The sequence below is a fragment of the Kutzneria sp. CA-103260 genome, assembly GCF_018263855.1.
Classification (GTDB): Bacteria; Actinomycetota; Actinomycetes; order Mycobacteriales; family Pseudonocardiaceae; genus Kutzneria.
The window spans coordinates 7,322,831-7,345,123 of sequence record NZ_CP073318.1 but is presented as its reverse complement, the minus strand read 5'-3'; the positions used below and the strand labels follow the sequence as shown (position 1 = coordinate 7,345,123).

General features: G+C 70.1%; 21 protein-coding genes. 17 read left to right on the top strand and 4 right to left on the bottom strand.

What is annotated here, in order from left to right; all coding sequences use genetic code 11:
- Positions 1-3 precede the first annotated feature (3 nt).
- The 4 genes from JJ691_RS32290 to JJ691_RS32275 are packed head-to-tail and all read left to right on the top strand — an operon-like array spanning position 4 to position 6,480.
- Positions 4-1,101 (top strand): thiopeptide maturation pyridine synthase, encoded by a 1,098-nt coding sequence (locus JJ691_RS32290; protein WP_211763362.1) that lies wholly within the window; start codon positions 4-6, stop codon positions 1,099-1,101.
- Entirely contained in the window at positions 1,098-2,483 is a 1,386-nt protein-coding gene (locus JJ691_RS32285; protein WP_211763361.1) for a SagB/ThcOx family dehydrogenase, read from the top strand. Before JJ691_RS32290 ends, JJ691_RS32285 begins: the two co-directional genes overlap by 4 nt.
- Positions 2,483-4,498, top strand: a complete 2,016-nt coding sequence (locus JJ691_RS32280; protein WP_211763360.1) for a YcaO-like family protein — start codon at positions 2,483-2,485, stop codon at positions 4,496-4,498. Before JJ691_RS32285 ends, JJ691_RS32280 begins: the two co-directional genes overlap by 1 nt.
- Positions 4,495-6,480, top strand: coding sequence for a TOMM precursor leader peptide-binding protein (locus JJ691_RS32275; RefSeq protein WP_211763359.1), 1,986 nt, complete (start codon positions 4,495-4,497; stop codon positions 6,478-6,480). The genes JJ691_RS32280 and JJ691_RS32275 overlap by 4 nt, the downstream gene beginning before the upstream one ends.
- A 61-nt stretch (positions 6,481-6,541) precedes the next feature.
- Here the strand turns inward: JJ691_RS32275 and asnB are convergent, their stop codons facing one another.
- Positions 6,542-8,374: an asparagine synthase (glutamine-hydrolyzing) gene (gene asnB / locus JJ691_RS32270; RefSeq protein WP_211763358.1), complete on the bottom strand. Its 1,833-nt coding sequence runs from the start codon at positions 8,372-8,374 to the stop codon at positions 6,542-6,544.
- A gap of 325 nt (positions 8,375-8,699) precedes the next feature.
- Here asnB and JJ691_RS32265 point away from each other — a divergent pair, with 325 nt between their 5' ends.
- The 7 genes from JJ691_RS32265 (at position 8,700) to JJ691_RS32235 (ending at position 16,728) form a co-directional block, all read left to right on the top strand.
- Positions 8,700-9,161: a phage tail protein gene (locus tag JJ691_RS32265; RefSeq protein WP_211763357.1), complete on the top strand. Its 462-nt coding sequence runs from the start codon at positions 8,700-8,702 to the stop codon at positions 9,159-9,161.
- A gap of 92 nt (positions 9,162-9,253) precedes the next feature.
- The gene (locus JJ691_RS32260; protein ID WP_249228297.1) at positions 9,254-10,036 is read left to right on the top strand and encodes a class I SAM-dependent methyltransferase; all 783 of its coding nucleotides are present in this window, start codon (positions 9,254-9,256) and stop codon (positions 10,034-10,036) included.
- The gene (locus JJ691_RS32255) at positions 10,014-10,391 is read left to right on the top strand and encodes a hypothetical protein (RefSeq protein WP_211763355.1); all 378 of its coding nucleotides are present in this window, start codon (positions 10,014-10,016) and stop codon (positions 10,389-10,391) included. The genes JJ691_RS32260 and JJ691_RS32255 overlap by 23 nt, the downstream gene beginning before the upstream one ends.
- 129 nt (positions 10,392-10,520) lie before the next feature.
- The gene (locus JJ691_RS32250; protein WP_249228296.1) at positions 10,521-11,603 is read left to right on the top strand and encodes a Vgb family protein; all 1,083 of its coding nucleotides are present in this window, start codon (positions 10,521-10,523) and stop codon (positions 11,601-11,603) included.
- 120 nt (positions 11,604-11,723) lie between these two features.
- Positions 11,724-13,577 carry a glycoside hydrolase family 9 protein gene (locus JJ691_RS32245; protein WP_211763353.1) on the top strand — a complete coding sequence of 618 codons (1,854 nt, stop codon included), beginning with the start codon at positions 11,724-11,726 and terminating at the stop codon, positions 13,575-13,577.
- Positions 13,578-13,739: 162 nt separating this feature from the next.
- Complete coding sequence (locus tag JJ691_RS32240) at positions 13,740-15,239, top strand: PKD domain-containing protein (protein ID WP_211763352.1); 1,500 nt, start codon at positions 13,740-13,742, stop codon at positions 15,237-15,239.
- 13 nt (positions 15,240-15,252) lie between these two features.
- Positions 15,253-16,728, top strand: coding sequence for a PKD domain-containing protein (locus JJ691_RS32235; protein WP_211763351.1), 1,476 nt, complete (start codon positions 15,253-15,255; stop codon positions 16,726-16,728).
- Between the two features lie 130 nt (positions 16,729-16,858).
- Here JJ691_RS32235 and JJ691_RS32230 read toward each other — a convergent pair whose 3' ends face one another.
- Positions 16,859-17,680, bottom strand: coding sequence for a helix-turn-helix transcriptional regulator (locus tag JJ691_RS32230; protein WP_211763350.1), 822 nt, complete (start codon positions 17,678-17,680; stop codon positions 16,859-16,861).
- 88 nt (positions 17,681-17,768) lie between these two features.
- On the opposite strand from JJ691_RS32230, the gene JJ691_RS32225 reads away from it, so the two are divergent.
- Complete coding sequence (locus JJ691_RS32225; protein WP_211763349.1) at positions 17,769-18,521, top strand: SDR family oxidoreductase; 753 nt, start codon at positions 17,769-17,771, stop codon at positions 18,519-18,521.
- A 65-nt stretch (positions 18,522-18,586) separates the two neighbouring features.
- Here the strand turns inward: JJ691_RS32225 and JJ691_RS32220 are convergent, their stop codons facing one another.
- Positions 18,587-19,315, bottom strand: coding sequence for a MerR family transcriptional regulator (locus JJ691_RS32220; protein WP_211763348.1), 729 nt, complete (start codon positions 19,313-19,315; stop codon positions 18,587-18,589).
- A gap of 28 nt (positions 19,316-19,343) precedes the next feature.
- Entirely contained in the window at positions 19,344-20,189 is an 846-nt protein-coding gene (locus tag JJ691_RS32215) for an alpha/beta fold hydrolase (protein WP_211763347.1), read from the bottom strand.
- Between the two features lie 305 nt (positions 20,190-20,494).
- Here JJ691_RS32215 and JJ691_RS32210 point away from each other — a divergent pair, with 305 nt between their 5' ends.
- From JJ691_RS32210 to JJ691_RS32190, 5 genes are read left to right on the top strand one after another with little or no spacing between them, the layout of a single operon-like run.
- A complete protein-coding gene (locus JJ691_RS32210; RefSeq protein ID WP_211763346.1) occupies positions 20,495-20,656 on the top strand; it encodes a hypothetical protein in 162 nt (53 codons plus the stop codon).
- A gap of 23 nt (positions 20,657-20,679) precedes the next feature.
- The gene (locus JJ691_RS32205) at positions 20,680-20,853 is read left to right on the top strand and encodes a hypothetical protein (protein ID WP_211763345.1); all 174 of its coding nucleotides are present in this window, start codon (positions 20,680-20,682) and stop codon (positions 20,851-20,853) included.
- Positions 20,850-21,176 (top strand): Asp23/Gls24 family envelope stress response protein, encoded by a 327-nt coding sequence (locus tag JJ691_RS32200; protein ID WP_211763344.1) that lies wholly within the window; start codon positions 20,850-20,852, stop codon positions 21,174-21,176. The genes JJ691_RS32205 and JJ691_RS32200 overlap by 4 nt, the downstream gene beginning before the upstream one ends.
- Positions 21,173-21,709 (top strand): DUF6286 domain-containing protein, encoded by a 537-nt coding sequence (locus JJ691_RS32195; RefSeq protein WP_211763343.1) that lies wholly within the window; start codon positions 21,173-21,175, stop codon positions 21,707-21,709. The genes JJ691_RS32200 and JJ691_RS32195 overlap by 4 nt, the downstream gene beginning before the upstream one ends.
- Positions 21,706-22,260, top strand: coding sequence for an alkaline shock response membrane anchor protein AmaP (locus JJ691_RS32190; RefSeq protein WP_211763342.1), 555 nt, complete (start codon positions 21,706-21,708; stop codon positions 22,258-22,260). Before JJ691_RS32195 ends, JJ691_RS32190 begins: the two co-directional genes overlap by 4 nt.
- Positions 22,261-22,293 lie beyond the last annotated feature (33 nt).

The window sequence follows — 22,293 nt, the reverse complement described above, 5'->3', positions numbered from 1 at the left end:
GCCGTGCGGTGGCACAGCGTGCACGTCTACTACTACGACGCCGACAAGACCGACCTGGTCCTGGACGCGGTGCGGCCCCTGTTCCAGAAGCTCCCGGCCGGCGTGCGGGCCTACTACGTGCCGCACTGGCTGAGGGGCCCGCATCTGCGGCTCAATTTCGAGGCCGACCAACGGATGTACGACGAGGGCGTGCTCCCGGCGGTGTCCGAGGTGGTGGGCGGGTTTCTCCGTGACCGACCGTCCACCGCGGTCGTCGACCCGCAGCAGTTGCACGCCCAGCACACGCGACTGGCCGAACTGGAACAGGAGCGTGGCGAACTGCTGCCGCTGCGGCCGGACAACTCCATGCACGAGGCGTACTACGACCAGCGGTTGCACGTGCTCGGCACCACGGCCACGGCCGACCTGCTCGCCGACTTCTACGTCGACACCACCCCGCTCGCCTTCGAGATGGCCGAGGCCGTGCGCAACGGCCGGCAACTGCTGCGACTGGGCTTCGACCTGATGGTGGCCACCGCGCACGCCCTGTCCGGAGTTGGCTTCGCGCGGGGGTTCGTGTCTTTCCGTTCGCACGCCGAGGCATTCCTGTCGTGGATGCCCGAGGGCGAGGGTCTGCGCCCCGCCTGGCAGCGGCACCACGAGCAGCATGCGGAGGCGCTGACCAGCAGGGTCCAGGCGGTGCTCGCCACTGTCGACGGCGCTGGACCGTGCGTGCCGTTCGTTCGGCCGTGGGTGGAGGTGATGAGGCCGTACTGGCGGCGCGGGGCGGAGCTCATCGAGTCCGACCTGCTCAGGCTGGCGCCCGCCCCGAGCCCGGACAGTGCGGAGCACGCCGAGCGAATGCGCCGCAGTCCGCTGCACCGGGCTCGCAAGGACGTGGTGGTGGACCAGGTCTGGTTCGCCAAATACCGACTGATGCTCAACTACACCTATCTGCACCTGACAAGGCTGGGACTGGCGCCGGCCGAGCGCTTCCTGCTGTGCCATCTCGCCGCCAACGCGGCGGAGGACCTCTACGGGCGGCCGGCCGCCGAAGTCGTCCTCCCGGCGCCAGGTGACGCGGCCGATCCGAGTGAGCTCGTTCTGCGTGGTACGACGTGATCGACGGCCCCACGCACATGGCGGTGTCCGAGACCGTGCGGCTGCCTCCCGGGGTGCACTGCGCGGTGGGTGACGGCGGCGAGGTGTTCCTCGTCGCCCGTCCGCGTAGCGAGTCGCTGGGACGGCTGACCGCGGAACAGCTCGCGACGCTGCGCCGGCTGGCAACCGCCTGCACCGTGGACGACCTGCTGGACGACGGGTTCACCATGCCGCTGCTGCAGCAGTTGCGGTCAGGGGGGTGGCTCACGACCACGGTCTGGGGCAACGACAACCAGCCGCTGTACACGGTGTGGCCACGCCGCCGCCGGAACAGCGCCGGGCAGGATCCGGTGCCGGACCGCGTCGCGTTGTCCCGCTTCGCCGTGCTGCGCCGCGACGGCGCGGACATGCTCGTGGAGTCGGCCGCGGCCACGTGCGACGTGCGCATCCACGATTCCCGGGTGCTGGCGTTCGTGGGTGGATCGTTGACGTCGATGTCCCGAACCGATGCCCCTGGCCAGCTTTCCGCGGAGGTCGGCCGAAGGCTGGTCGTGGACCTGTGGCGTGCGGGTTTCCTGACGCACCAGCCGGACGCCGAGACCGACGAGCTGCGACTGGCGCAGTGGAGCACGCACGAACTGTTGTTCCACCACCAGAGCAGCAAGATCGACGGCACCGGCGGCACCTACTGGGCGAAGGGCCGATTCGCCCCGCTGCCCGGACGCCACCGGCCCTTCGACGGGCCGGCCGTCCCCCTGCCGAAACCGGATCTGGCCCGGCTGCGCGCCGACGACTCCACGCTCACGACGGTGATCGAGGACCGCCGCTCGGTGCGGGAAGGCGACGAGGACAACCCGCTCACGCTCGACCAACTCGGCGAGTTCCTCTTTCGCTGCGCGCGGGTGCGCGGCGTCGGCGAGTACGGCGGCCAGGAGATCTCCGACCGGCCCTACCCGGCCGGCGGTGGCCTGCACGAACTCGAGATCTACCCGGTGGTGCGATCGGTGGCCGGGCTGCACGCCGGGCTCTACCACTACGACGCCCACGCCCACCGGCTCGTCCGCGGGTCGGCGCAGCCGGCCCCGCTGCGGGCGCTGCTGAAGTGGGCCGGCCTGCCACAGGTGCTGTTCGTGGTCAGCGCCCGGTTCGGCCGGCTGATGTGGAAGTACGAGGGCACGGGATACGCCCTCATGCTCAAGCACGTCGGTGTGCTGTACCAGAACATGTACCTCGTCGCGACCGCGATGGCGCTGGCTCCCTGCGCGATCGCGGTGGGCGGCGCCGAATTCTTCGCCGAGGCGACCGGCCTGGACCCGATGACCGAATCGAGTGTCGGCGCGTTCACGTTGGGCAGCCGGCGGCCACAGCGGTCCACCGGGGCCGACCGGGAGGGCAAGTCCTGATGAAACCCCAACTCGCGCGGGACGCGTATTTCGCGCCGGTCCCGGACGGGGTGTACTGGCTCACCAACAAGGGACCGGTCACGCTGACCGGCAAGACCATCGCCGCGTGGATCGACCGGCTGGCCCCGTTCCTCGACGGGCAGCGGTCCCTGGACGACCTCGTCGCGCACCTGCCGGCGGACCGAGGCGCCTTCGTCAGCGACGTCGTGCGCACCTTGCACGAGCGCGGGCTCGTGAAGGACGTCGCTACCCGCGGCCTGCCGCCGGACCAGGTGCTGGCGCCGCACGCGGCCGAGGTGCATTTCATCGACGACTTCGCCGACACCGCCGTCCTGCGGTTCGTCCGGTACCGCAACTGCCCGACGGTGGTGATCGGCGCCGGTCGGAGCCTGGTCGCCTGCGCGGCCGCCGGGCCGCGGTCAGGCATGGACAACGTCACGGTGATGGTGACGGACGACTGCGCGACCGATCTCGACGAGCTCAGGGGAGTGCTCGGGAGCTCTCGCTCTCGCCGCCGCGGGGTCGAACGACTGGTGGTCGGTGAGCCCGAGCCCGGCCGGTTCGAGCAGATGATCGCCGGCGCCACCGTGGTCGTGCACGTCTCGGACCGCGTCTCCCTGGCCAGGACCCGGGTGCTGACGCGAATCTGCCACCAGAGCGGGACCCGGCTGCTGCAGGTGGTCATGACCGGCGCGGAGGCGTGGATCGACCCGCTGCCGTCGATGGGCCGGGGCGATTGGGACGACGCGCGGTTGCGGCTTTCGCTGCCGGAGCAGGAGGACGACACCGAGCCGCCGACGCCGGACGCCGCCGCCGTGCTGGCCGACCATGTGGTCCACCGCGTGTTCCAGGAGGTGACCGGGCTCGCCGACACCGACGATGTCCGCCCCCGGCTGGCTCGATTCGACCTGCGGACCCTGCGCACGACGTACCACCGGGTGCTGCCGCATCCGTTCGCGGGTTCGGCCCGGCCGCAGACGGCTGACGAGTTCCGACACAACGTCAACCGGTTGAGCCGCGGACCCCGGCTGGACGAGGAGACTTTCTCGCGCCGGGCCGCCGAACTCGTCGACGACCGTCTCGGGCCGTTCCGTGCGATCGGCGAGCGGGACTTCGCCCAGCTTCCGCTGCACGTGTCCGAGGTGACCGTCGCCGACCCGGTCTGCCTGCCGGGCGAGCGGCGCGCGCTGATCCCGGTGATCGCCGCCGGCCCGGACTTCGCCGCCGCTCGCCACCGCGCGGCGGTGCGGGCTTTCGCCGTCCACGGGTCGCTGTTCGTCGATCCACGCCGACTGCTGGCCGCGGCCGGTTCCGAGGAGCCGAAAGGTGGGGGCGACCCCGCGGATCCTCTCGTCGCTCTCACCTCCGGCGCACTGCGGGGCCGGGTGTGGGGAACGCGATTGACCGACGGTGAACCGTGCGAGGTGCCCGTCGAAACCGTGTTTCCGGCGCTGCGCTCCGCCGGCGCCACCGCGGGGTACGACTGGGCCGAGGCCGTGACCGCCGGTGTCGCCGGTCGCTGTCTCGACCTGACCGTCGCCGAACTCGCCGGCGACCGGCCGCCATTGTCCGTTGTGGACATTCGATACGTGTTACTCGACGAGATCGGCCAGCGCTACCGGCAACTGCTGGCGGTGTTCGACACCCCGGTGGTGGTCTACGACGCCACCGGATCGCTCGGTGTGCCCACGTTCGCGTTCTGCCTCGGCGCCGAGACCGTGGCCTACGCCAGCGCACCCCGGGTGACTGACGCGCTGCGCGACGGCCTCGAGCAGGTCCTGCTGGCCTGCCAGGCCCGCATGCACTCCCAGCACGCCTACGCACCGCCGCCGGTGCCCCAGCTGCCGCCACGGCTACGCGGTGACGAGCCCGCTCGACAGCGGCCGGACACCGGACTGCGCAACATGGTCGAGGCGCTGTGCAGCAACGGCCGGATCCCGGTCGCGGTGCCACTCGACCACGATCCCGAGATGAGTCAGGTCATGCCCTACGCCGTACAGGTGGTGCTGCGATGAGCCCTAGGGCGCGCATCGGTCTCAGCGGTTCCGGCGCGTTGCGCACCGTGATCAGCAAACTCCTGGCCGACCAGGGCGGGCTCGTGCCGGTCACCGTGGAGGACCCGTCCGACGGACTCGACCGGTGCCGAGCACTCGTGCTGGCCAGCGACGCCTGGGACACCCGGACCCACACCGACGCGCAGACTGCCTGCGCCGCGGCGGGTATTCCCTGGCTGCCCGTCTTCACCAGGCTCGGGCACGCGGTGATCGGGCCCGTGACGCGTCCCGGCGTGGCGGGTTGCGCGAGCTGCGCCGACCTGCGTGGCACCAGGGCTCGACAGCGAGGGGCGGAAGTCGACGCGGTGTGGGAGCGCAACGCCGACGCCATCGTGAGCCGCCCGTCCTCCTGGCTCACCGCTCTCGGCTCCCATGCCGTCGCCGCGCTGGCGGTCGAGGAGGTGCGGCGGCTGGTTGACGGCTCCGCCCCACCCCGAACCGACAAGGCGGTGCTGCATCTGGACCTGGCCGACATCACCGTCACCACGCACGGGTTCCTGCCCGATCCACTGTGCCCGGCGTGCGGTTCCCTGCCCGAGGACACGGCGGAGCGAGCCGAGATCGCGCTGTCTCCGCGACTGAAGCCGGCGCCGGACTCCTACCGACTGCGGTCGGTCGCCGGCGAGCGTGACGAGCTGATCCGAACGTACGTCGACGCCGAGACGGGTCTGATCCGGACGGTGGACATGGGTGACGAGGCCGGGGTCGCGGTCGCGGTGGCCGCGATGGGCCTGCGCGGCCACCGCGGCCATGGCGTGGAGTGGAGTTGGGGGCGCAGTGACAGCTACCGGACCAGCGAGCTGACCGCCGTCCTCGAATCGCTCGAGCGCTGGGGCGGAATGCAGCCCGGGGGCAAGCGGACCACGGTGCGCGCCCGGTACTCGGAGATCCGCGCGGATGCCGTCGACCCGCGTTCGTTCGGGCTGTACCCGCCCGAGCGCTACGGGCCGTCGTTCCCGTTCGTCCGGTTCGACGACGATCTGGAGCTGGACTGGGTGTGGGGCTATTCCTTCGCCCAACGCCGTTCTGTGCTGGTGCCCGAGAGCTGCGCGTACTACGGACTGCACCAGACCAAGCCGCACGAGCCCAAGATCGCCTTCGAGACGTCCAACGGGTGCGCGCTGGGGGGTTGCCTGGAGGAGGCGATCCTGCACGGGATCCTGGAGATCGCCGAACGCGACGCCTTCCTGATGACCTGGTATGCCCGGATGGCGGTGCCCCACATCGATCTGGACTCGGCCCGTGACCGACGGATCCCGTTGCTGCGCCAGCGGATCGAGGACGAGACCGGGTGGCGGATCTTCGCCTTCGACACCACCGTCGAGCAGCGGATCCCGTCCGTGTGGCTGCTGGCGGTGAACTCGCCGGGTGGCGGCGACGTGGCCAAGACGGTGTCCACCGGTGGGGCGCACCTGGAGCCGGAACACGCGCTGCGCAATGCCCTGTTCGAGCTGGGGCCGGTCATGACCGGCCTCAACCGGACGTATCTCGACAACGTCGACCGCGTGCGGCGGATGGCCGAGGACTCGTCGCTGGTGCACCGGATGGCCGACCATTCGCTGCTGTACGCCAGCCCGGCGGTGTTCGACCGCTTCGACTTCCTGATCGCCTCGACGGGCCGGCGCACATTGGCGGAGATGGCCGCCGCCCGTCCGCCGGCCCGCAACGTCGACCTGACCAGCGACCTGATCGACATGGTGGGGCGCTACCTCGACACCGGGCTGGATGTCGTCGTCGTGGACCAGACGACGCCGGAACACCGGGTCAGTGGGTTCAGCTGCGTCAAGGTGATCATCCCCGGCACCCTGCCGATGACCTTCGGGCACGACTTCCGGCGGGTGCACGGCCTGCCCCGGCTGCACAATGTCCCGCGCGCCCTCGGCTACCGGGACACGCCGCTGCCGCCCGGGGAGGTCAACCCGTATCCGCACCCGTTCCCGTAGCGCCTGCGACAGCGTGCGAGGCGGGAGTCGTCGGTGACGGCTCCCGCCTCGGGGCGTGGGCTCAGGTGAGTTTGAGGGTGGGGTTGTGCAGGTCGAGCCAGGTGCTGACGTCGAGGAAGCGTTCCAGACCGGAGCGCTCGGCGTTGGTGATGGTGGCGACCGAGGCGGTGCAGGCGGCTAGGACGGCGTCGCGGTCGTAGAAGTCGAGGACGGCGTGGTTGGCTGACACGATGTCGCGGGCGTGGGACTGGATGGAGGCCAGATAGGCCGGGTCGTAGGAGCCTGGGTAGCCGCTCTTCTTGCGGTCGGCCACGGAGGCCGGGAGGACGTCGCGGGTGGCGCCGCGCAGGATGCTCTTCTCGCGGCCGTCGTAGGTCTTGAGGGACCACGGGGTGTTGAAGACGTACTGGACCAAACGGTGGTCGCAGAACGGCACGCGGACCTCCAGGCCGACGGCCATGGACATGCGGTCCTTGCGGTCCAGGAGGGTCTGCACCATGCGAGTGAGGTGCAGGTAGCAGACCTCGCGCATGCGGTGCTCCAGGCCGGATTCGCCGTCCTTGTGGGGGACTTCGGACAGCGCTGAGCGGTAGTGGTCGGCCCGGTACGTCTCGACGTCGAGCCGTCCGGTCAGCTCCGGGTTCATCAGCCCGCCCGGGCTGATGGGGGACTTCGTGTTGGCCAGCCAGGGGAATGTGTCGGCCTCGCGCTGCTCGTTGTGGAACCACGGGTAGCCGCCGAACACCTCGTCGGCGGACTCGCCGGACAGGGCGACGGTCGACTTCTGGCGGATCGCCTTGAAGAGCAGGTAGAGCGAGTTGTCGCGGTCGCCAAGGCCGACCGGGAAGTCGCGGGCGCCGACGGCGGCGGCGCGGACGGCCGGGTCGGCCATCGCGGAGCCGTCGAGCATGATGTCCTGGTGCTCGCAGACGATGTGCTCGGCGACCGCGTGCACGTACGGGGTGTCCTGGGTGGGGGCGACTTCCTCGGCGCGGAAGTTCTCCGCCTGGTTGGGGAAGTCCACCGCGAAACTGCGCACGACCTCACCGTTCTCCTGCAGCTGCGCGGCGGCGATGGCGGTCATCGCGGACGAGTCGAGGCCGCCGGACAGCAGTGTGCAGCGCGGGACGTCGGCGACGAGCTGGCGCCGGATGATGTCCTCCAGCAGCTCGCGCACGTGTGCGACGGTCTCCTGCCGGCTGTCGGTGTGCTCGCTGACCTCCAGCTGCCAGTAGCAGGTCTCGCGCAGGCCGGTCCGGTCGACGACGGCGAGGTGGCCGGGGCGCAGTTCGCGCATCCCGGACCAGATGGCGTGGCCGGGCGTCTTGGCGAACGCGTACAGCTCACGCAGCCCGTCCAGGGTCACGACGCGCTCGGCCAGACTGTTGGCCAGGATCGCCTTGGGCTCCGAGCCGAACAGCACGCCGTCGTCGGTTTCGGTGTAGTAGAACGGTTTGATGCCCATCCGGTCGCGGATCATCACCAGCTTCTCGGTGCGCGAGTCCCAGATGGCGAAGGCGTACATGCCGTTGAGCCGCTCGACGAGCGCCTCGCCCCACTCCAGGTAGCCGCGCAGCACGACCTCGGTGTCCGAGTCGGTGGTGAACCGCGCGCCGCGGGCCCGCAGTTCGTCCCGCAGCTCGGTGAAGTTGTAGGCCTCGCCGGAGTAGACCATCGAGACCGGGCCGTCCGGGGTGTCGACGGCCATCGGCTGCGCGCCGCCGGGCAGGTCGATGACGGCAAGCCGGCGATGCCCGAGCGCCGCGTGCGTGGCGGTCCAGGTGCCCGACGCGTCCGGCCCGCGACAGGCCATCGTCGCCGTCATCGCGTCCAGTTCCCGCCCCTCGAACGTCAGGTCACGGCGGAACGCGACCCAGCCGGTGATCCCACACATGATGTAATCACCTCGTTACGTAGAGATGTTGTATTTGAAAACTAACTATTAGGCGGTGCTCGACCCGGTGACCATCCGACAAACGAGTGGCGGTCGCCTCTGGTGCTCACTCAGCGTGGTCGCCGCAGGTCAGGTGGCATGGCGTCGACTCGCAAAGGACACGGCCGCGCCGTCCGTAAGGGGGAGCCGGCGAGGCCGGCTGACCGAGTTCCGGACCCGGGGGCTCTCAGGTCGCCCGTCTCCGCCACCGGTGCATACGCTGGGCCGACCCTCGGTGGAGGACGTCGGACTCCACCAGCCGGACGTACCCGCGGAGGAACGTGCCATGTCCTATGCCGTGGACTTCGACACCGTGTCGACCGTCGGCCTGGAGTCGTCGCCGGCCGCGGCCGCGCTGGCCGGGCTGCGGGCGAACGAGGCCCGGTACTTCAAGAACAAGTACAGCCACGTCTTCACGGTCGAGCCCGCGAGCGACGCCGGGGCGACCATCGACTGGGTGAGCCGGATCCTCGAGGAGGAACGCGGCATCGTCATCTCCTCGCGTCCGCTGGAGGCGACCGAGTTCCAGGTCGAGAACATTCGGATGGCCTACGTCTTCTACGAGAGCGGCCTGTCGATCAACGTGATGTACACCCTCGAGGACGCCGGCAAGCGGGCGGTCGGGTTCAAGCTCTCCGACGGGATGGAAGTGCCCGCGGAACTCGGCTCGTTCAAGTTCGCCCGGCAGAAGTCGAAGCTGGCCGGCACCATCCGCGGCTCGTACTTCGTCATCAAGAACGAGTACTGATCCTGATGTCGAGCTCCGACGAGATCAGAGACCTCCAGCGGACGGCGTGGGCGGGTCTGGCCGCGGGCTGGGAGAAGTGGGACTCGGTGATCATGGATCAACTGGGCCCGGTCGGCGCGGCGATCATCGACGGGCTCGACATCGCCGCGGACGACCGGCATCTCGACATCGCCTCGGGCACGGGCGAGCCGGGGTTGAGCATTGCGAAGCTGTTGCCGCAGGGGCACGTCGTGCTGACCGACCTTGTGGCGGAGATGCTCGACATCGCCACGCGACGAGCCGCGGCGCAGGGGATCGCCAACATCGAGACGATGGTGTGCAGCGCCGATGACCTGCCGTTCGACGACGCCACCTTCGACAGCGTCTCCGTGCGGTTCGGGTACATGTTCTTCCCGGACGTGGCCAGGGCGACGGCCGAGTTCGCGCGTGTGCTCAAGCCGGGCGGGCGCCTCTGCGCGTCGGTGTGGGTCAAGCCCGAGGAGAACCCGTGGACGGCGATCGCCATGCGGGCCATCGCGACCGAGGTGGCGGTGGCGCCGCCCGCTCAGGACGCGCCGACCATGTTCCGGTGCGCAGCCCCGGGCTATATCAGTGCCCTGTATGAGAATGCGGGGCTACGCGACGTCGCCGAGTGGGACGTCCCCGTCGAACTCGTGACGGAATCGCCCGCGCAGTACTGGCAGATGATCAGCGAACACGTCTCGCTGGCGGTTGCCGCGCTGCGGCAGGTCGACGAGCCGACGCGGGAGCGGATTCGGTCGCACGCCATGACAAACGTGAGCGCCTTCGAGCAGGACGGTAGGGTTCGGGTGCCAGGCCTGGCGCGGTGCGTCGTGGGCACGAAAGGATCCGATGACCGAGGACACTGCCCGTGATCGGTTCCTGCGATCGTTGGTCCTCGCCCGCCGCGACACCGACCAGATCGACACCCGCGACCGCGAGTTCGTGCGGGCTGTGCTGGACTTCGGCTCGGATACCGACGACAACACCGAGTGCGTCGAACGAGTCGGGCCGGCCCTGCTGCCGCAGCTCCACGGCAGTGGTCCGGCCGGCTTCACGTTGCGGCACAGTCGGATCCCGGTGGCGGACGTGCTCAACGCGGCTGAGGGCACGCCAGTGCCCGATCACGTCACAGCCGAGTTTCCCGAGGTGACGCAGGAGGATTGGAACGCCATCCTGCGGCTGGCCACGTTGGCCTTCGTCGCGTTCCAGACACCGCCGGACCGGTAGCGGGGCGGTGGAGACGAGATCGACCGGGGCTGGTGAGACATCGCTCGCGCGATACTGTTCGCCTCGACGTGAGTAGTCCTGAGCGAATTGGGAGCATTCATGGTTCGCCTTCAGAGGGTCGGTAGCGTGATGCTCACGGTGGCCGCGCTGCTCGCCACGGCCGTGCCGGCGGCCGCCGATGGTGTGATCACCGAGCACGGGCCGCTGCCGTCGATCCCGCTCAGCGGCGTCTGCGAGACCCACTTCGACAACAACGGCACACTGTGGGTGGAGCAGTACCTGAGCAGCCAGGTTGCCCGCTACGACACCGAAACCGGCGCGTTCACGGAGTTCGACACGCCCATGCCGCTGTCGGTCCCCGGCGGCATGGCGCTTGGTCCGGACGGCGGCATGTGGATGCCGGAGGTGACCGGGAACGCGTTGCTGCGCGTGGACACCAGTGACGGCGGCATGACCGAGTACAAGCTGCCGTGGCTCAACGCTTTCGACGCCGGGCCGCTGCACGTCGGGTTGGGGCTGTCCAACGACGTGGTGCCGGGCAGGGACGGCGCGATGTGGTTCACGCTCGGCGGCCTGAACGCGATCGGCCGCTTCGACCTGACCACCCACGAGTTCAGCCAGTACCCGGTGCCGGGGGAGATCCTGGGACAGGTGCAGTCGCTGCTGGGCATCATCAAATCCGGGCCGGGCAACACGCTCGTGATGGATGTGCCGCAGCAGAACCGGGTCGTCACCCTCGACGTCTACACCCACCGGTACGTCTCGTACCCGATGCCGACCCCGCTCTCGCTGCCGGTCGGCGTCTGGACCGACACCGACGGCACCATCTGGGTCACCGAGTCCGCCGCGATGAAGGTCGCCAGCATCAACCCGGCCACCGGTGCGATCCGGGAGTTCCCGCTGTTCGGCGTCGGCGGCCTGGTGCGCGACGTCGTGGACGACCTGCTGCACGGCTCGGTCGGCAGCCCGTTGCCGACACCCGGCCCGATCACCCAGGGCAGCGACGGCAACCTGTACTTCCTGCTGTCGTTCCCGCTGGCCACCGGCCTGGGCAACCGCATCGCCCGGATGAACCCCACCACCCACCAGGTGACGACCTGGACCACCCCGTCCTCGCTCTCGTCCCCGTGTGACCTCCAGGCCGACCGGCCGGGCTCCATCTGGTTCGGCGAACTGGTCCCGAACAAGATCGGTGAACTCCGGATCGGCTGACCTCGGGCAGTGCCGTGCCGCGCGGTGTTGACCGGCCCCTTGCCAGGCCGTAGCGTTTCCTAAATAATTAGTAAACTTTCCTAACCTATGGTCCGCCGCCAGCCCTGCACTGGAGGACCCATGCGTGTTGCGACAGTTGCGATCGCGGCGATGGCCGCGGTGGCGTCGGTGAGTTTCGCCGTGCCCGCGGCGGCGGCCACCGTCGCGCAGATCCGGGTGGACGAGGTCGGCTACGCGACCGGGGAGGCGAAGGCCGCGTACCTGATGGGCACGACGTCGAACGCCGGGGCCGCGTTCACCGTCACCGACTCGTCGGGCAAGTCGGTGCTGACCGGCAAGGTCGGCGCCAGCACCGGGAAGTGGAGCTCGGCCTATCCGGCCGTCTACCCGATCGACCTCTCCGCGCTCAGGACCGTTGGCACGTACCAGATCAAGGTGGGCGGCACGGTCTCCCCGTCCTTCCGGGTGGACAGCGCGAACGCCCTGTTCGCCCCGCTGGCCGACGACACGGTGCAGTTCTTCCAGATGCAGCGGGACGGCTCGGACGTGATCCCGGGCATCATGAACCGCAAGCCCAGCCACCTCACCGACCAGGCGGCCGCCGTCTACGACGTGCCGAAGTTCGACGGTGAGACGATCACCAGCAAGATGACGCGGACCGGGGTGACGGTCGACGCCTCGGGCGGCTGGTTCGACGCCGGCGACTTCCTCAAGTTCACCGCCACGGCCTCGTACTCGGTGGTCAACCTCCTGCTGTCGCAACGGGTTCACCCGAGCGCGGCGCTGAACGCCGAGGCGCGGTACGGCCTGGACTACCTGGGCAAGATGTGGGACGCCAAGAACGGCGTGCTCTACGCGCAGGTCGGCATCGGCATCGGCAGCACGAAGGACAACTTCGTCGGTGACCACGAGGTGTGGCGGCTGCCGGAGGCTGATGACGCGCTGAACGTGAAGCCCGGCGACAAGGACTACTACATCAAGTACCGCCCGGTGTTCGCGGCCAACAAGCCCGGCGACAAGATCAGCCCGAACCTGGCCGGGCGGATGGCGGCGGCGTTCGCGTTGGCGGCCCAGAACCTGGCTGCCACGGACCAGGCGAAGGCCATGCAGTACCTGGCTACGGCGTCGTCGATCTACGCGCTGGCCAACACCGCCGGCGGCAGCATCGTCTCCGTCTTCCCGCACGAGTACTACCCGGAGTCGTCCTATTTGGACGATCTGGAGCTGGGGGCCGCCGAGCTCGCCCTGGCCGGCCAGGCGCTCGGCGACAGCCGGGCCACCGGGTGGGCGACCGACGCCGGCAAGTACGCCAAGGCCTACATCGCCAGCAGCAACCACGATTCGCTCAACCTCTACGACACCAGCGCGCTCGGCCACGCCGACCTGGTCAAGCTGCTGCGCCGGCCTGACGCCCCCAAGCTGGCCGTCACCGAGGCCCAGCTGACCGGCGACCTGGCCCGCCAGCTGTCGACCGCCACCGCGCAGTCGGCCAAGAGCCCGTTCCACACCGGCTGGCCGCTCCAGGACGGCGACGGGGCCACTCACACCTTCGGTCTGATGACCACCGCCCTGCTGTACGGCCAGCTGACCGGCAAGCACGACTACGACGCCTTCGCCACCCAGCAACGCGACTACATCCTCGGCTCCAACGCGTGGGGCATCTCGATGTTGATCGGCGCTGGCAACTCCCCGAAGTGCGTGCACAACCAGGTGGCCAACCTCTCCGGCAGTCTCACCGGCGGCGCCAAGGTCGCCGTCGGCGGGGTGGCGAGCGGCCCGACCGACGCCCACCAGTTCGACACCATCGACCCGCTGCCCGACGGCTACCGCGAGTGCAGCGACCCCTCGTACAAGACCTACGACTCCAGCACGGTCCGGTACCTGGACAACATCCTGACCTGGGCCACCAACGAGCCGGCCGACGACTACACCTCGACCGGCACGCTCGCCCTCAGCCTGGCCGCGGCCGGCTGAGGTCGCACCCTGTCATCGGCCCTGCTGCGCTGGTGGCGGCGGGGCCGATGCGACATATGGCCCAATCCCTGCGGTATCGGTCACATCGGGCTTGGCGGAACCGATGTACTGGGCGGGGAGCCACCGCCGGAGGTGGCATGGACTTTGCGGGGGGATGACACGATGCTGCTGTCGCAGCGATTACTGACGCGTGCCCGAATCACCGCGGTCGCCGTGGTGGCGGCGGTACTGGGGGTGCTGGCGCCCGGCGTGGCCCACGCCGCGGCGGCGCCGTCCAACGACGACTTCGACCATCCGGCGCCCATCGCGGCGTTGCCGTTCAGCACGCAGGAAGACACCGGCGGGGCCACCAAGGCGACCGACGACCCGTTCGGCTGCCAGGGCTACGACCAGGGCGGCTCGGTCTGGTTCCAGTACACCGCCACCGAGGACGGGCTGCTGCGCGCGACCGCGGCCGGCAGCGACCACTCGACGATCCTGTCCGCCTACACCGGCCCGCGCGTCGAGCTGAGGAGCGTGGCCAACGCCTGCGGCATCGGGAAAGACGCCACGATGACGTTCCGGGTGACCGCCGGCACGACGTACTCCTTCATGGTCGCCGGCTACGACGTCCCCGGCGGGGCGCTGTCCTTCGCGGTGGACCGGATCGCCCCTGCCGCCAACGACAACTTCGCCAACGCCGAGCCGTTCTCCGCGCTGCCGCTGACCCGCCGGCCGGATCTGTCCATCGCCTCGATCGAGGCCGACGAGCCGCAGTCGAGCTGCGACGGCGACGCCCGGACCGCGCCGTCGGTCTGGTACGCCTACACCACACCCGGACCGGCGACCTCGGTCACCGCGAAGATCGACGGATACGGATCCACGGTCACGGTGTACGCCGGCAACTCGCTGCCGGAGCTGAAGCAGGTCGCCTGCACGTCGAACTACCGCGAGGCCACGGCATTCCGCGCGAACCCCGGCGCGACCTACTACGTCCGGGTCACCGGGCCGTACATGAGCACCCAGCCGATCACGCTGTCCCTGGCCGAGGCCCCGCCGCTGGACCCGCAGTTCAGCGTCTCGCCGTCCTCCCCGTCGGTCTACGACACCGTCTCCTTCGCGGCCTCGTCGTGGAACTCGATCGACCAGCCGATGACCGTCGCCTGGGACTTCGGCGACGGCACGTCGGCGCCGGCCACCACGGATTCCGTGCACCACAACTACACCGTCGACGGCGACTACCCGGTCACCATGCACGCCACGTCCCCGGACGGCCGCACTGTCACCAAGACCACCACGCTCACGGTGAACACCCATGACGTGGGGATCACCAAGTTCGACGTGCCCACCACGGCCCGTGAGGGCCAGCAGAAGTCGATCACTGTGCACGTCGCCAACACGCGGTACGCGGAGAAGCCGACGGTCGTGCTGTACCGCAGCGACGGCTCGTCCTGGACCCAGGTCGGCACGCTCACCCTGGACGTGCCCGCGCGGGCCAAGGGCACCGTGCAGTTCCCCTTCGCCTACACGTTCACCGCGCAGGACGCGTTGGTGGGCAAGGTGACCTTCCGCGCCGAGGTGCAGCTGCCCTATCCGGTGCAGGACGCCCGGCGGGCGGACAACGAGGTGATCGCGATCGCCACGACCGTGAAACCGCGGGCCACGACCCGGTTCGCCAGCTGAGGGGGATGACGAGATGACGCTGTCCATCAGGCGACGCCTGCGCTCGCCGATCATCGGCCTCGTGGCGGTCGCGACCGTGCTGCTGGCGCCCGGCGTCGCGAACGCCGCGCCGCCCTCCAACGACGACTTCGACACCGCGACCACCATCAGCGCCCTGCCCTTTACCTCCACAATGGACACAACGCAGGCCACCAAGGCGTCTGACGACCCGATTTCCTGCTATTACTCGGGTTCCGGAAGTGAGTGGTTCGACTACACCGCGCCCGCGGACGGAATCGTCATGGCGTCGGCGACCACCGCCGGGACCCGGCCGCTGATCTCGGCGTACACCGGCGCGCGCGGCGCGCTGACCCAGGTGCCGGGCAGCTGCACCAACGGCAACCGCAGCCCGTTGAGCACCTTCCACGTCACGGCGGGCACGACCTACCACATCATGCTGATCGACCCCTACTACGGCAGCCAGGTCACCTTCGGCCTCACCGCGGTCCCGGTGGAGCCCAATGACGCCTTCGCGACGGCGACGGTGGCCGCGTTTCCCTCGGAGCTGACCGGGGATCTGTCGCGGTCGTCGGCCGAGCCGGGCGAGACGACCCCGAGCTGTGACTCCACTGTGGACCATTCCGTCTGGTACCGGTACACACCCGAGCGCACCCGGTCGGTGAGCGTGGAGCGTGCTGCCTACAACCAGGCGCCCGCGATCAGCGTGTACCGGGGCACCCGGCTGGACGGGCTGACCGAGGTGGACTGCGTGCCCTCGCAGTCGTACCTGAACTCGGTGTTCACGGCCACCGCCGGGCAGACCTACTACATCCGGGTGGCGGCCGGCGTCGAGGACGCGGGCTGGTTCGACGTGCGAATCGGGAACGCGCCGGCGCTGAAGCCCTACGTCAGCTTCTACCCCCAACAGCCGTCGGTCTACGACACCATCACGTTCTCGCCCTGGGCCGGTGATCCGCTGGGCCGGCCGCTGGTCAGCGGTGAGGTGCGCTTCGGCGACGGCGCCGCCGCGCCCATCGACGGCAGCCCGATCCAGCATCAGTACACAAAGGACGGTCAGTATCAGGTCGAGGTGACCGGGGCGACCGGCGACGGGCGCGCCGGATCCACCGTCGACACGGTGCGGGTCGAGACCCACGACGTGGCCCTGTCCGACCTCCGCGTGCCGGCCTCGGCCCGCGTCGACCAGACGAAGTCGATCAAGGTGTCGGTCGGGAACACCCGCTACGACGAGGATGTCCGGGTCGAGCTGTTCCGGCTGTCCGAGGGCGGCTACTACACGAGCGTCGGCGTCCTCACCCAGCGGGTGGTGGCCGCTCCCGGCCACCAGGTCGATTTTCCCTTCGCCTACACCTACACCGCGGCCGACGCCGCGGCCGGCAAGGTGACGTTCAAGGTTGCGGCCACCCTGAGCAGCTGGTCCTCAGGCGATGATCACCCGCAGGACAACGAGCTGGTCGGCGTGACAACTTCGGTGCGTCCCAAGGCCTGACCCGAAGCCGCGGGGGCGGTGCCGCATCGCCCCCGCGGCTTCGGGCACGTCGACGAGTTCGCCGCGGTCGGGCTCGGCCGTCATCGCGACACGGACCACTGGCTGCCCGAACCGAGCTGACCACCGTCGGTCAGAGGTGTTCGGGGATGTTCGCGGCGAGACTGCCGAGCAGGGTCAGTTTCTCGGTGCTGGCGGCGCCTTCGGCCTGGTGCACCAGCAGCTGCTGTCCGGGCGTGCCGCGCACGTCGAAAGCCTGGTACGACAAGGTGAGCTCGCCGATCTTGGAGTGGCGCAGCGTCTTGGCGTCGCTGGTCTTGCCGCGCACCTGGTGTTGTCGCCACAGCGCGGTGAACTCGGGGCTGTGCTCGGTGAGTTCGGCGACGAGCTCCCGTAGCCGCGGGTCGCGCGGGTCGTGCCCGGCGGCCAGCCGCAGGTTCGCGACGCAGGCGTGCAGGGCCCGTTCCCAGTCCACGAAGAAGGTTCGCCCCACCGGATCGAGGATCACCATCCGGACGAGGTTGCCGGTGTCGGCGAAGTCCGAGTAGAGGGCTTCGGCCATCCGGTTGAGGGCAAGGAAGTCGTAGGTGCGGTTGAGGATGTACGCCGGCGTGTCCGGCCAGGCGTCCATCATGCGCAGCAGGTCCGGGGAGACCGACGTCGCCTCCGCCGGCGGACCGGGCAGGAGGCCGGCGAGGCGGTAGAGGTGGTCCCGGGCGTCACCGCGCAGCGCGAGGGCCCGGGTCAGGGCTTCGAGCACCTGCAACGAAGGATGCCGTTCGCGGCCCTGCTCCAGCCGTGTGTAGTAGTCGACGCTCACGTCGGCCAGTTGCGCGACTTCCTCACGTCTGAGGCCCGAAACCCGGCGGCGCAGGCCCGGGGCGAGTCCGACGTCCTCCGGGCGAACACGTGCGCGGCAGGCCTGGAGGTACGCGCTGAGTTCGGAGGCCGCCATGGGACTGATTCTAGGTTGTCCAGGGAGTGCCGCACCCAGGTTGACCGCTGCCTGGTTGCCCGTTCGACCGCTGGCCAGCATTGTGTTCATGAGCAACGACTACTCACTCAAGTCCAGGATTGCCGTCGTCACCGGGGCGTCCAGCGGCATCGGCGCGGCCACCGCGCTGCGGCTGGCCGAGGGCGGGGCGTCGGTCGCGCTGCTGGGCCGGCGAGCCGACCGGTTGACGGAGCTGGCCGAGAAGATCGGCGACCGGGCGCTGGCGGTGCCGGTGGACGTCACCGACACCGCGGCGGTGACCGAGGCGGTCCAGGTGGTGCGCCAGCGGCTGGGCCGGCCCGATCTGGTCGTGGCCAACGCGGGCGTCATGCTCGGCGCGCCCTTCGACACCGGCGAGGTGTCCGAGTGGGACACGATGCTGGACGTCAACATCGCCGGCCTGCTGGCCACCGCACGAGGTTTCGTGGACGACCTCACCTCGGCCGCCGCCGACGGCCGGGCCGACCTCGTCCTGGTCGGTTCCTCGGCCAGCAAGCTGGTCTTCCCCGGGTACGCGGTCTACAGCGCGACCAAGGCGGCGGTGAATCAGCTGGGCCGGATCCTGCGCGCCGAACTCGGTCCGCGCGGAGTCCGGGTGAGCACCATCGAACCGGGAATCACCGCCACCGAACTCGGCGCCGACATGGCCGACGCCACCACCCGCGCCGCGCTGGGCGAGATGCGCGCCGCGATCGAGATGATGCGGCCCGAGGACATCGCCGAAGCGATCGCCTTCGGCGCCTCCGCGCCGGCCCGCGTCAACCTCGCCGAGCTGCTGATCGTGCCCACCCAGATGGCCTGATCGCACATATGTTCGAGTTGCCCACAGTTGGGGACAACCCTGTGGACAACTAGCTGAAGCGCAGGTCAGCGGGCGGTTCGGCGCTGCTCGGCGCGGTGGGTCAGGACGGCGAGGACGCGCTGCCAGGCCGGGGAGGCCTCGGAGATCCGGGAGACGACCAGCTTCAGGTAGCCGGCCTGGCCGTCACCGGTCGAGTGCCTGGCCTCCCAGGCGTCCATGTCGTCGATGAGGCGGTCCAGGCGTGGATCACGGGGATCCCAGTCGACGGCCTGGTCACAGGCGAGCAGCAGGCGGGTGGTCTCCGGATCGTCGAGGCTGGCGGTTTTGTCCCGGATCCGCTGGGGCAGCAGGTGCGGGTCCACGGCCTGCATGAGGATCCACGAGTCACGCTCCAGCAGCACCCGCCGCTCGCTGACGCCGAGGCGGCGCATCCGGTCGAGGATGGCGACGACCTCGGACGGCAGCACGAGCCGTTCGCCGCTGGCCAGCTGGGCGATGCGGCCCCGGTAGTCGGCGAGCTGGTCGATCCGGCGCTGGAGGTCGGCGTCGATGTCGGTGATGGCGGCGGCGAACTCGGCCGGCCGGGCGTGCAGCAGGGCGTCGACGTGGGCCAGTGGAACGCCGGCGTCGGCGAGGGTCCTGATCCGGATGAGGTCCACCGCGGCCTGGGCGCTGTAGCGGCGGTAGCCGGAGGCGTCGCGGTCGGGCTCGGGCAGCAGGCCGACGTGGTGGTAGTGGCGGACAGTGCGCACGGTCACGCCGGCAGTCGCCGCGAGCTGGCCGATCGTGAGCACTGTCCTCCTCTGGTCCGCGGCGACGAGTCTAGGCCCGGTCGACGACGTCTCGGACGGCCTGGACCACGGCGTCGGGGCGGTCGAAGCAGAGCCGGTGGTGGACGGTGTCGGTGAGGATCCGCTGTTCCCCGTGCGAAACCGAGCCGATCAGGGCGGCGTCCATGCTCGTTCGGCCCGCCGAAGTCCGGTCGCCCGCCACGGTCAGGGCGATCACCGGGACGTCGGGGATGCCCGGCCCGGCCTGGAGCTCGCGGGCCAGTGCGACCAGGGCGGTGCGCTCGGCGATGCCGGCGCGGAGCCACTCGGCGCTCACCTTGGCGTCGATCAGCGCCCGACGAACCTGCTCCGGGTAGTCCGCGCGCAGTTCGGTGTGCGTCTCGATCAGGGTCGGGCGCATCCGTTCGAGCTGCTCCAGGTCGGGCGCCGTTCGCTCGGTCGCGGCCAGACTCAGGTCGGACGGCATGAACTCGTCCCAGTCGCGGTGGAGAGCGTCCAACCAGACCAGCCCGGCCACGTCGCGCGGGTACAACTGCGAGAACCGGTGCGCGTAGAAGCCGCCGAGGGAGTGCGCCGCCAGAACGTAGGGCGCGGCGATGTCCTGGGCCCGTAGCAGCTCACGCAGTTCCGTGGCGACCGCGGCGGCGGTGCGTGGCAGGCGGAGGGGGTCGCTGTAGCCGGTGCCGCCACGGTCATACACCACGGCGGTGGTGAACTGCGAAACCCCTTGCTGGACACCGAAATAGTCCAGCCCGACCGCGCCGGCGCCCGGCAGGAACACGACGGCCGGCCCGCCCCGCCCCGATCGGTGCACGAAAATCCGGCGGCCGTCGATCTCCTGGAACCCGCCGATCGGCGGGGCGCTGGTGGTGGTCATGCGCCCAGGCTGCAACCCTGACGCAGGGGCAAGGTCAACCGGAGCCGCCCGGCCGCCGGGGGCGATGGCCGCCGACACCGTGCCGGGCGTGCGGGCCGCGATGCCGTGTGACGCGTGTGGACGGTGGACCCGTCGATGTGTGCGTGGTGATGAGCCTGGCCGTCCGCTGTCCGGAGTTCACGGCGACGATGCTGCGCAAGATGATCGACGACGCCGCCTTCGAGTGAGACGTGGGACACAGTGCGGGTGTGCGCCCTGCCGGGTCTGAACCGATGACCGACGATGGTGAGACTTCAGGAGGCGTCATGACCAAGCCGGACACCGCTACCGACAACCGCGCCAACAACAACACCGCCGGCGAGATCGAGCGGACCAGCGTGGTCGAGGTCAACATCGCCGTGCACGACATTCACATCCCGAGCGACGACGACATCGACCGCGGCCCGGACACCACCCGCGTGCAGTGAGTCCGGCCCCGCCAGGAGGAAGCATGAACGCCACCCAACTCGGCCTGCTGACCGGCCTGACCCTGGGCCTCGCCGCCGCGTTCGGCGGCTTCGGGGCCTTCCTGGCCGTCCTGGTGCTCGGCGGGCTGGGGCTGTTCGTCGGCCGCGTCCTGGACGGCAAGATCGACGTCTCGCAGTACGTCGGTCGGGGCCGGTGACCGCGGTGCTGCCGGACGCCGAGCAGCGCGGTCGGACCACGGTGGACGATCGTGTGGTGTCCCGGCAGGCGGCGAAGGCGGTCACCGAGGTGGACGGCGTCGTCGACGGCGCGTCCGCGACCGCCGACGTCCGCGGCGCCGTGATCACGCTCGACGTGCGCCTGGCGATCGCCTATCCGGCGTCGCTCACGCAGACCACGCAGCGGGCCCGGGAGCATCTGATGGGCCGGGTCGAGGACTTCACCGGGTTGGAAGTGTCCCGTGTGGACATCACGGTGACGGCCATGCAGCCCGGTGTCACCGCCGCCCGGAGGTTGCGGTGAAGCGCCGATCCCGCCGCTCGCTCGCGGCCGCCCTGACCGCTATCGGACTGTTCGCCTTGTGCGCGTTCGCCGTGACGGTGTCGGTGCAGGTGCTGATGGACCCGCGCCGGTGGAGCGATGTCGACAACGCCATCGGCGTGCTGAATTCCGTTCGCTGGGGCGATCTCGTGGTGCTCGCGGCCGCTGTCGGGGTCGGCGTCGTAGGGCTGATCCTGTTGTTGGCCGCGCTGGTGCCGGGCCGGCTTGTTGTTGTGCCGCTTGCCTCCGACGACACCGGCATCACCGCCGGCGTCGGACGGCGCAGCCTCGGTTCGGCCCTGCGCCGCACGGCGCTCGCGGTGGACGGGGTGAGCACGGTCCGGATCAAACGCCGACGCCGCAAGGTTGTCGCCGCCGTCCGGACGACCCGCACCACCACCGACGGCTTGGCCGACGCCGAGCAGACGGCGGTCGATCGGGTGCTGGACGAGATCGACCTCCAGCGACGGCCAGTGGTGTCCGTGAAGGTCAAGTCGGTCAGGAGCTCGGCATGAACCGTCCTTCCCGACTGAACCGGACACTGCTCGCACTGCTCGGACTCGTGCTGCTGGCCGCGGGCGCTGTCGCCACCGTCGCCCACTTCGAGCGGATCGGGCCGCTCGAACCGGGTTCGCCGGTGCTGCCGGCCATCGGCCAGCCGCCGGCGTGGACGCCGACCGCGGTGGGGGCGGCCGGCGTGCTCCTCGGCCTGCTGGCGCTGCGCTGGCTGCTGGCCCAGTTCGACCGTGGCCTGAAGGCGCACACTTGGCAGCACACCGAGGATTCCGGCGCGACGCGGTACCGGCCGACCATCGCGATCACGCCCTTCGAGGACGAAGTCACCGCCCTGCCCGGTGTCCGGTCCGCCGCCGCCGATCTCGGCGGAACCCGTGACGCGCCAACGTTGTCGGTCGTGGTCACCGCCGAGCCGAACACCGACCTGCGGGAGATCCGGCAGTCCCTGGCCGCCGACGTGGTGCCCCGCCTTCGGCAGGCGCTCGACCTGGAGGTCATTGCCGCGACCGTGGAGTTCCGCTTCAGCACCACCACGGTCCGTGTGGTGTAAGAACTCCAGCTGCCCGGTGTGCACGATCCGAGC

Excerpts from the sequence above, each read along its gene's own strand:
- JJ691_RS32280 (WP_211763360.1), top strand. The coding sequence starts at position 2,483 with ATGAAACCCCAACTCGCGCGGGACGCGTATTTCGCGCCGGTCCCGGAC.
- JJ691_RS32275 (WP_211763359.1), top strand. The coding sequence starts at position 4,495 with ATGAGCCCTAGGGCGCGCATCGGTCTCAGCGGTTCCGGCGCGTTGCGC.
- asnB (WP_211763358.1), bottom strand. The coding sequence starts at position 8,374 with ATGTGTGGGATCACCGGCTGGGTCGCGTTCCGCCGTGACCTGACGTTC.
- JJ691_RS32265 (WP_211763357.1), top strand. The coding sequence starts at position 8,700 with ATGTCCTATGCCGTGGACTTCGACACCGTGTCGACCGTCGGCCTGGAG.
- JJ691_RS32260 (WP_249228297.1), top strand. The coding sequence starts at position 9,254 with ATGGATCAACTGGGCCCGGTCGGCGCGGCGATCATCGACGGGCTCGAC.
- JJ691_RS32255 (WP_211763355.1), top strand. The coding sequence starts at position 10,014 with ATGACCGAGGACACTGCCCGTGATCGGTTCCTGCGATCGTTGGTCCTC.
- JJ691_RS32250 (WP_249228296.1), top strand. The coding sequence starts at position 10,521 with ATGCTCACGGTGGCCGCGCTGCTCGCCACGGCCGTGCCGGCGGCCGCC.
- JJ691_RS32245 (WP_211763353.1), top strand. The coding sequence starts at position 11,724 with ATGCGTGTTGCGACAGTTGCGATCGCGGCGATGGCCGCGGTGGCGTCG.
- JJ691_RS32240 (WP_211763352.1), top strand. The coding sequence starts at position 13,740 with ATGCTGCTGTCGCAGCGATTACTGACGCGTGCCCGAATCACCGCGGTC.
- JJ691_RS32235 (WP_211763351.1), top strand. The coding sequence starts at position 15,253 with ATGACGCTGTCCATCAGGCGACGCCTGCGCTCGCCGATCATCGGCCTC.
- JJ691_RS32230 (WP_211763350.1), bottom strand. The coding sequence starts at position 17,680 with ATGGCGGCCTCCGAACTCAGCGCGTACCTCCAGGCCTGCCGCGCACGT.
- JJ691_RS32225 (WP_211763349.1), top strand. The coding sequence starts at position 17,769 with ATGAGCAACGACTACTCACTCAAGTCCAGGATTGCCGTCGTCACCGGG.
- JJ691_RS32215 (WP_211763347.1), bottom strand. The coding sequence starts at position 20,189 with ATGACCACCACCAGCGCCCCGCCGATCGGCGGGTTCCAGGAGATCGAC.
- JJ691_RS32210 (WP_211763346.1), top strand. The coding sequence starts at position 20,495 with ATGACCAAGCCGGACACCGCTACCGACAACCGCGCCAACAACAACACC.
- JJ691_RS32205 (WP_211763345.1), top strand. The coding sequence starts at position 20,680 with ATGAACGCCACCCAACTCGGCCTGCTGACCGGCCTGACCCTGGGCCTC.
- JJ691_RS32190 (WP_211763342.1), top strand. The coding sequence starts at position 21,706 with ATGAACCGTCCTTCCCGACTGAACCGGACACTGCTCGCACTGCTCGGA.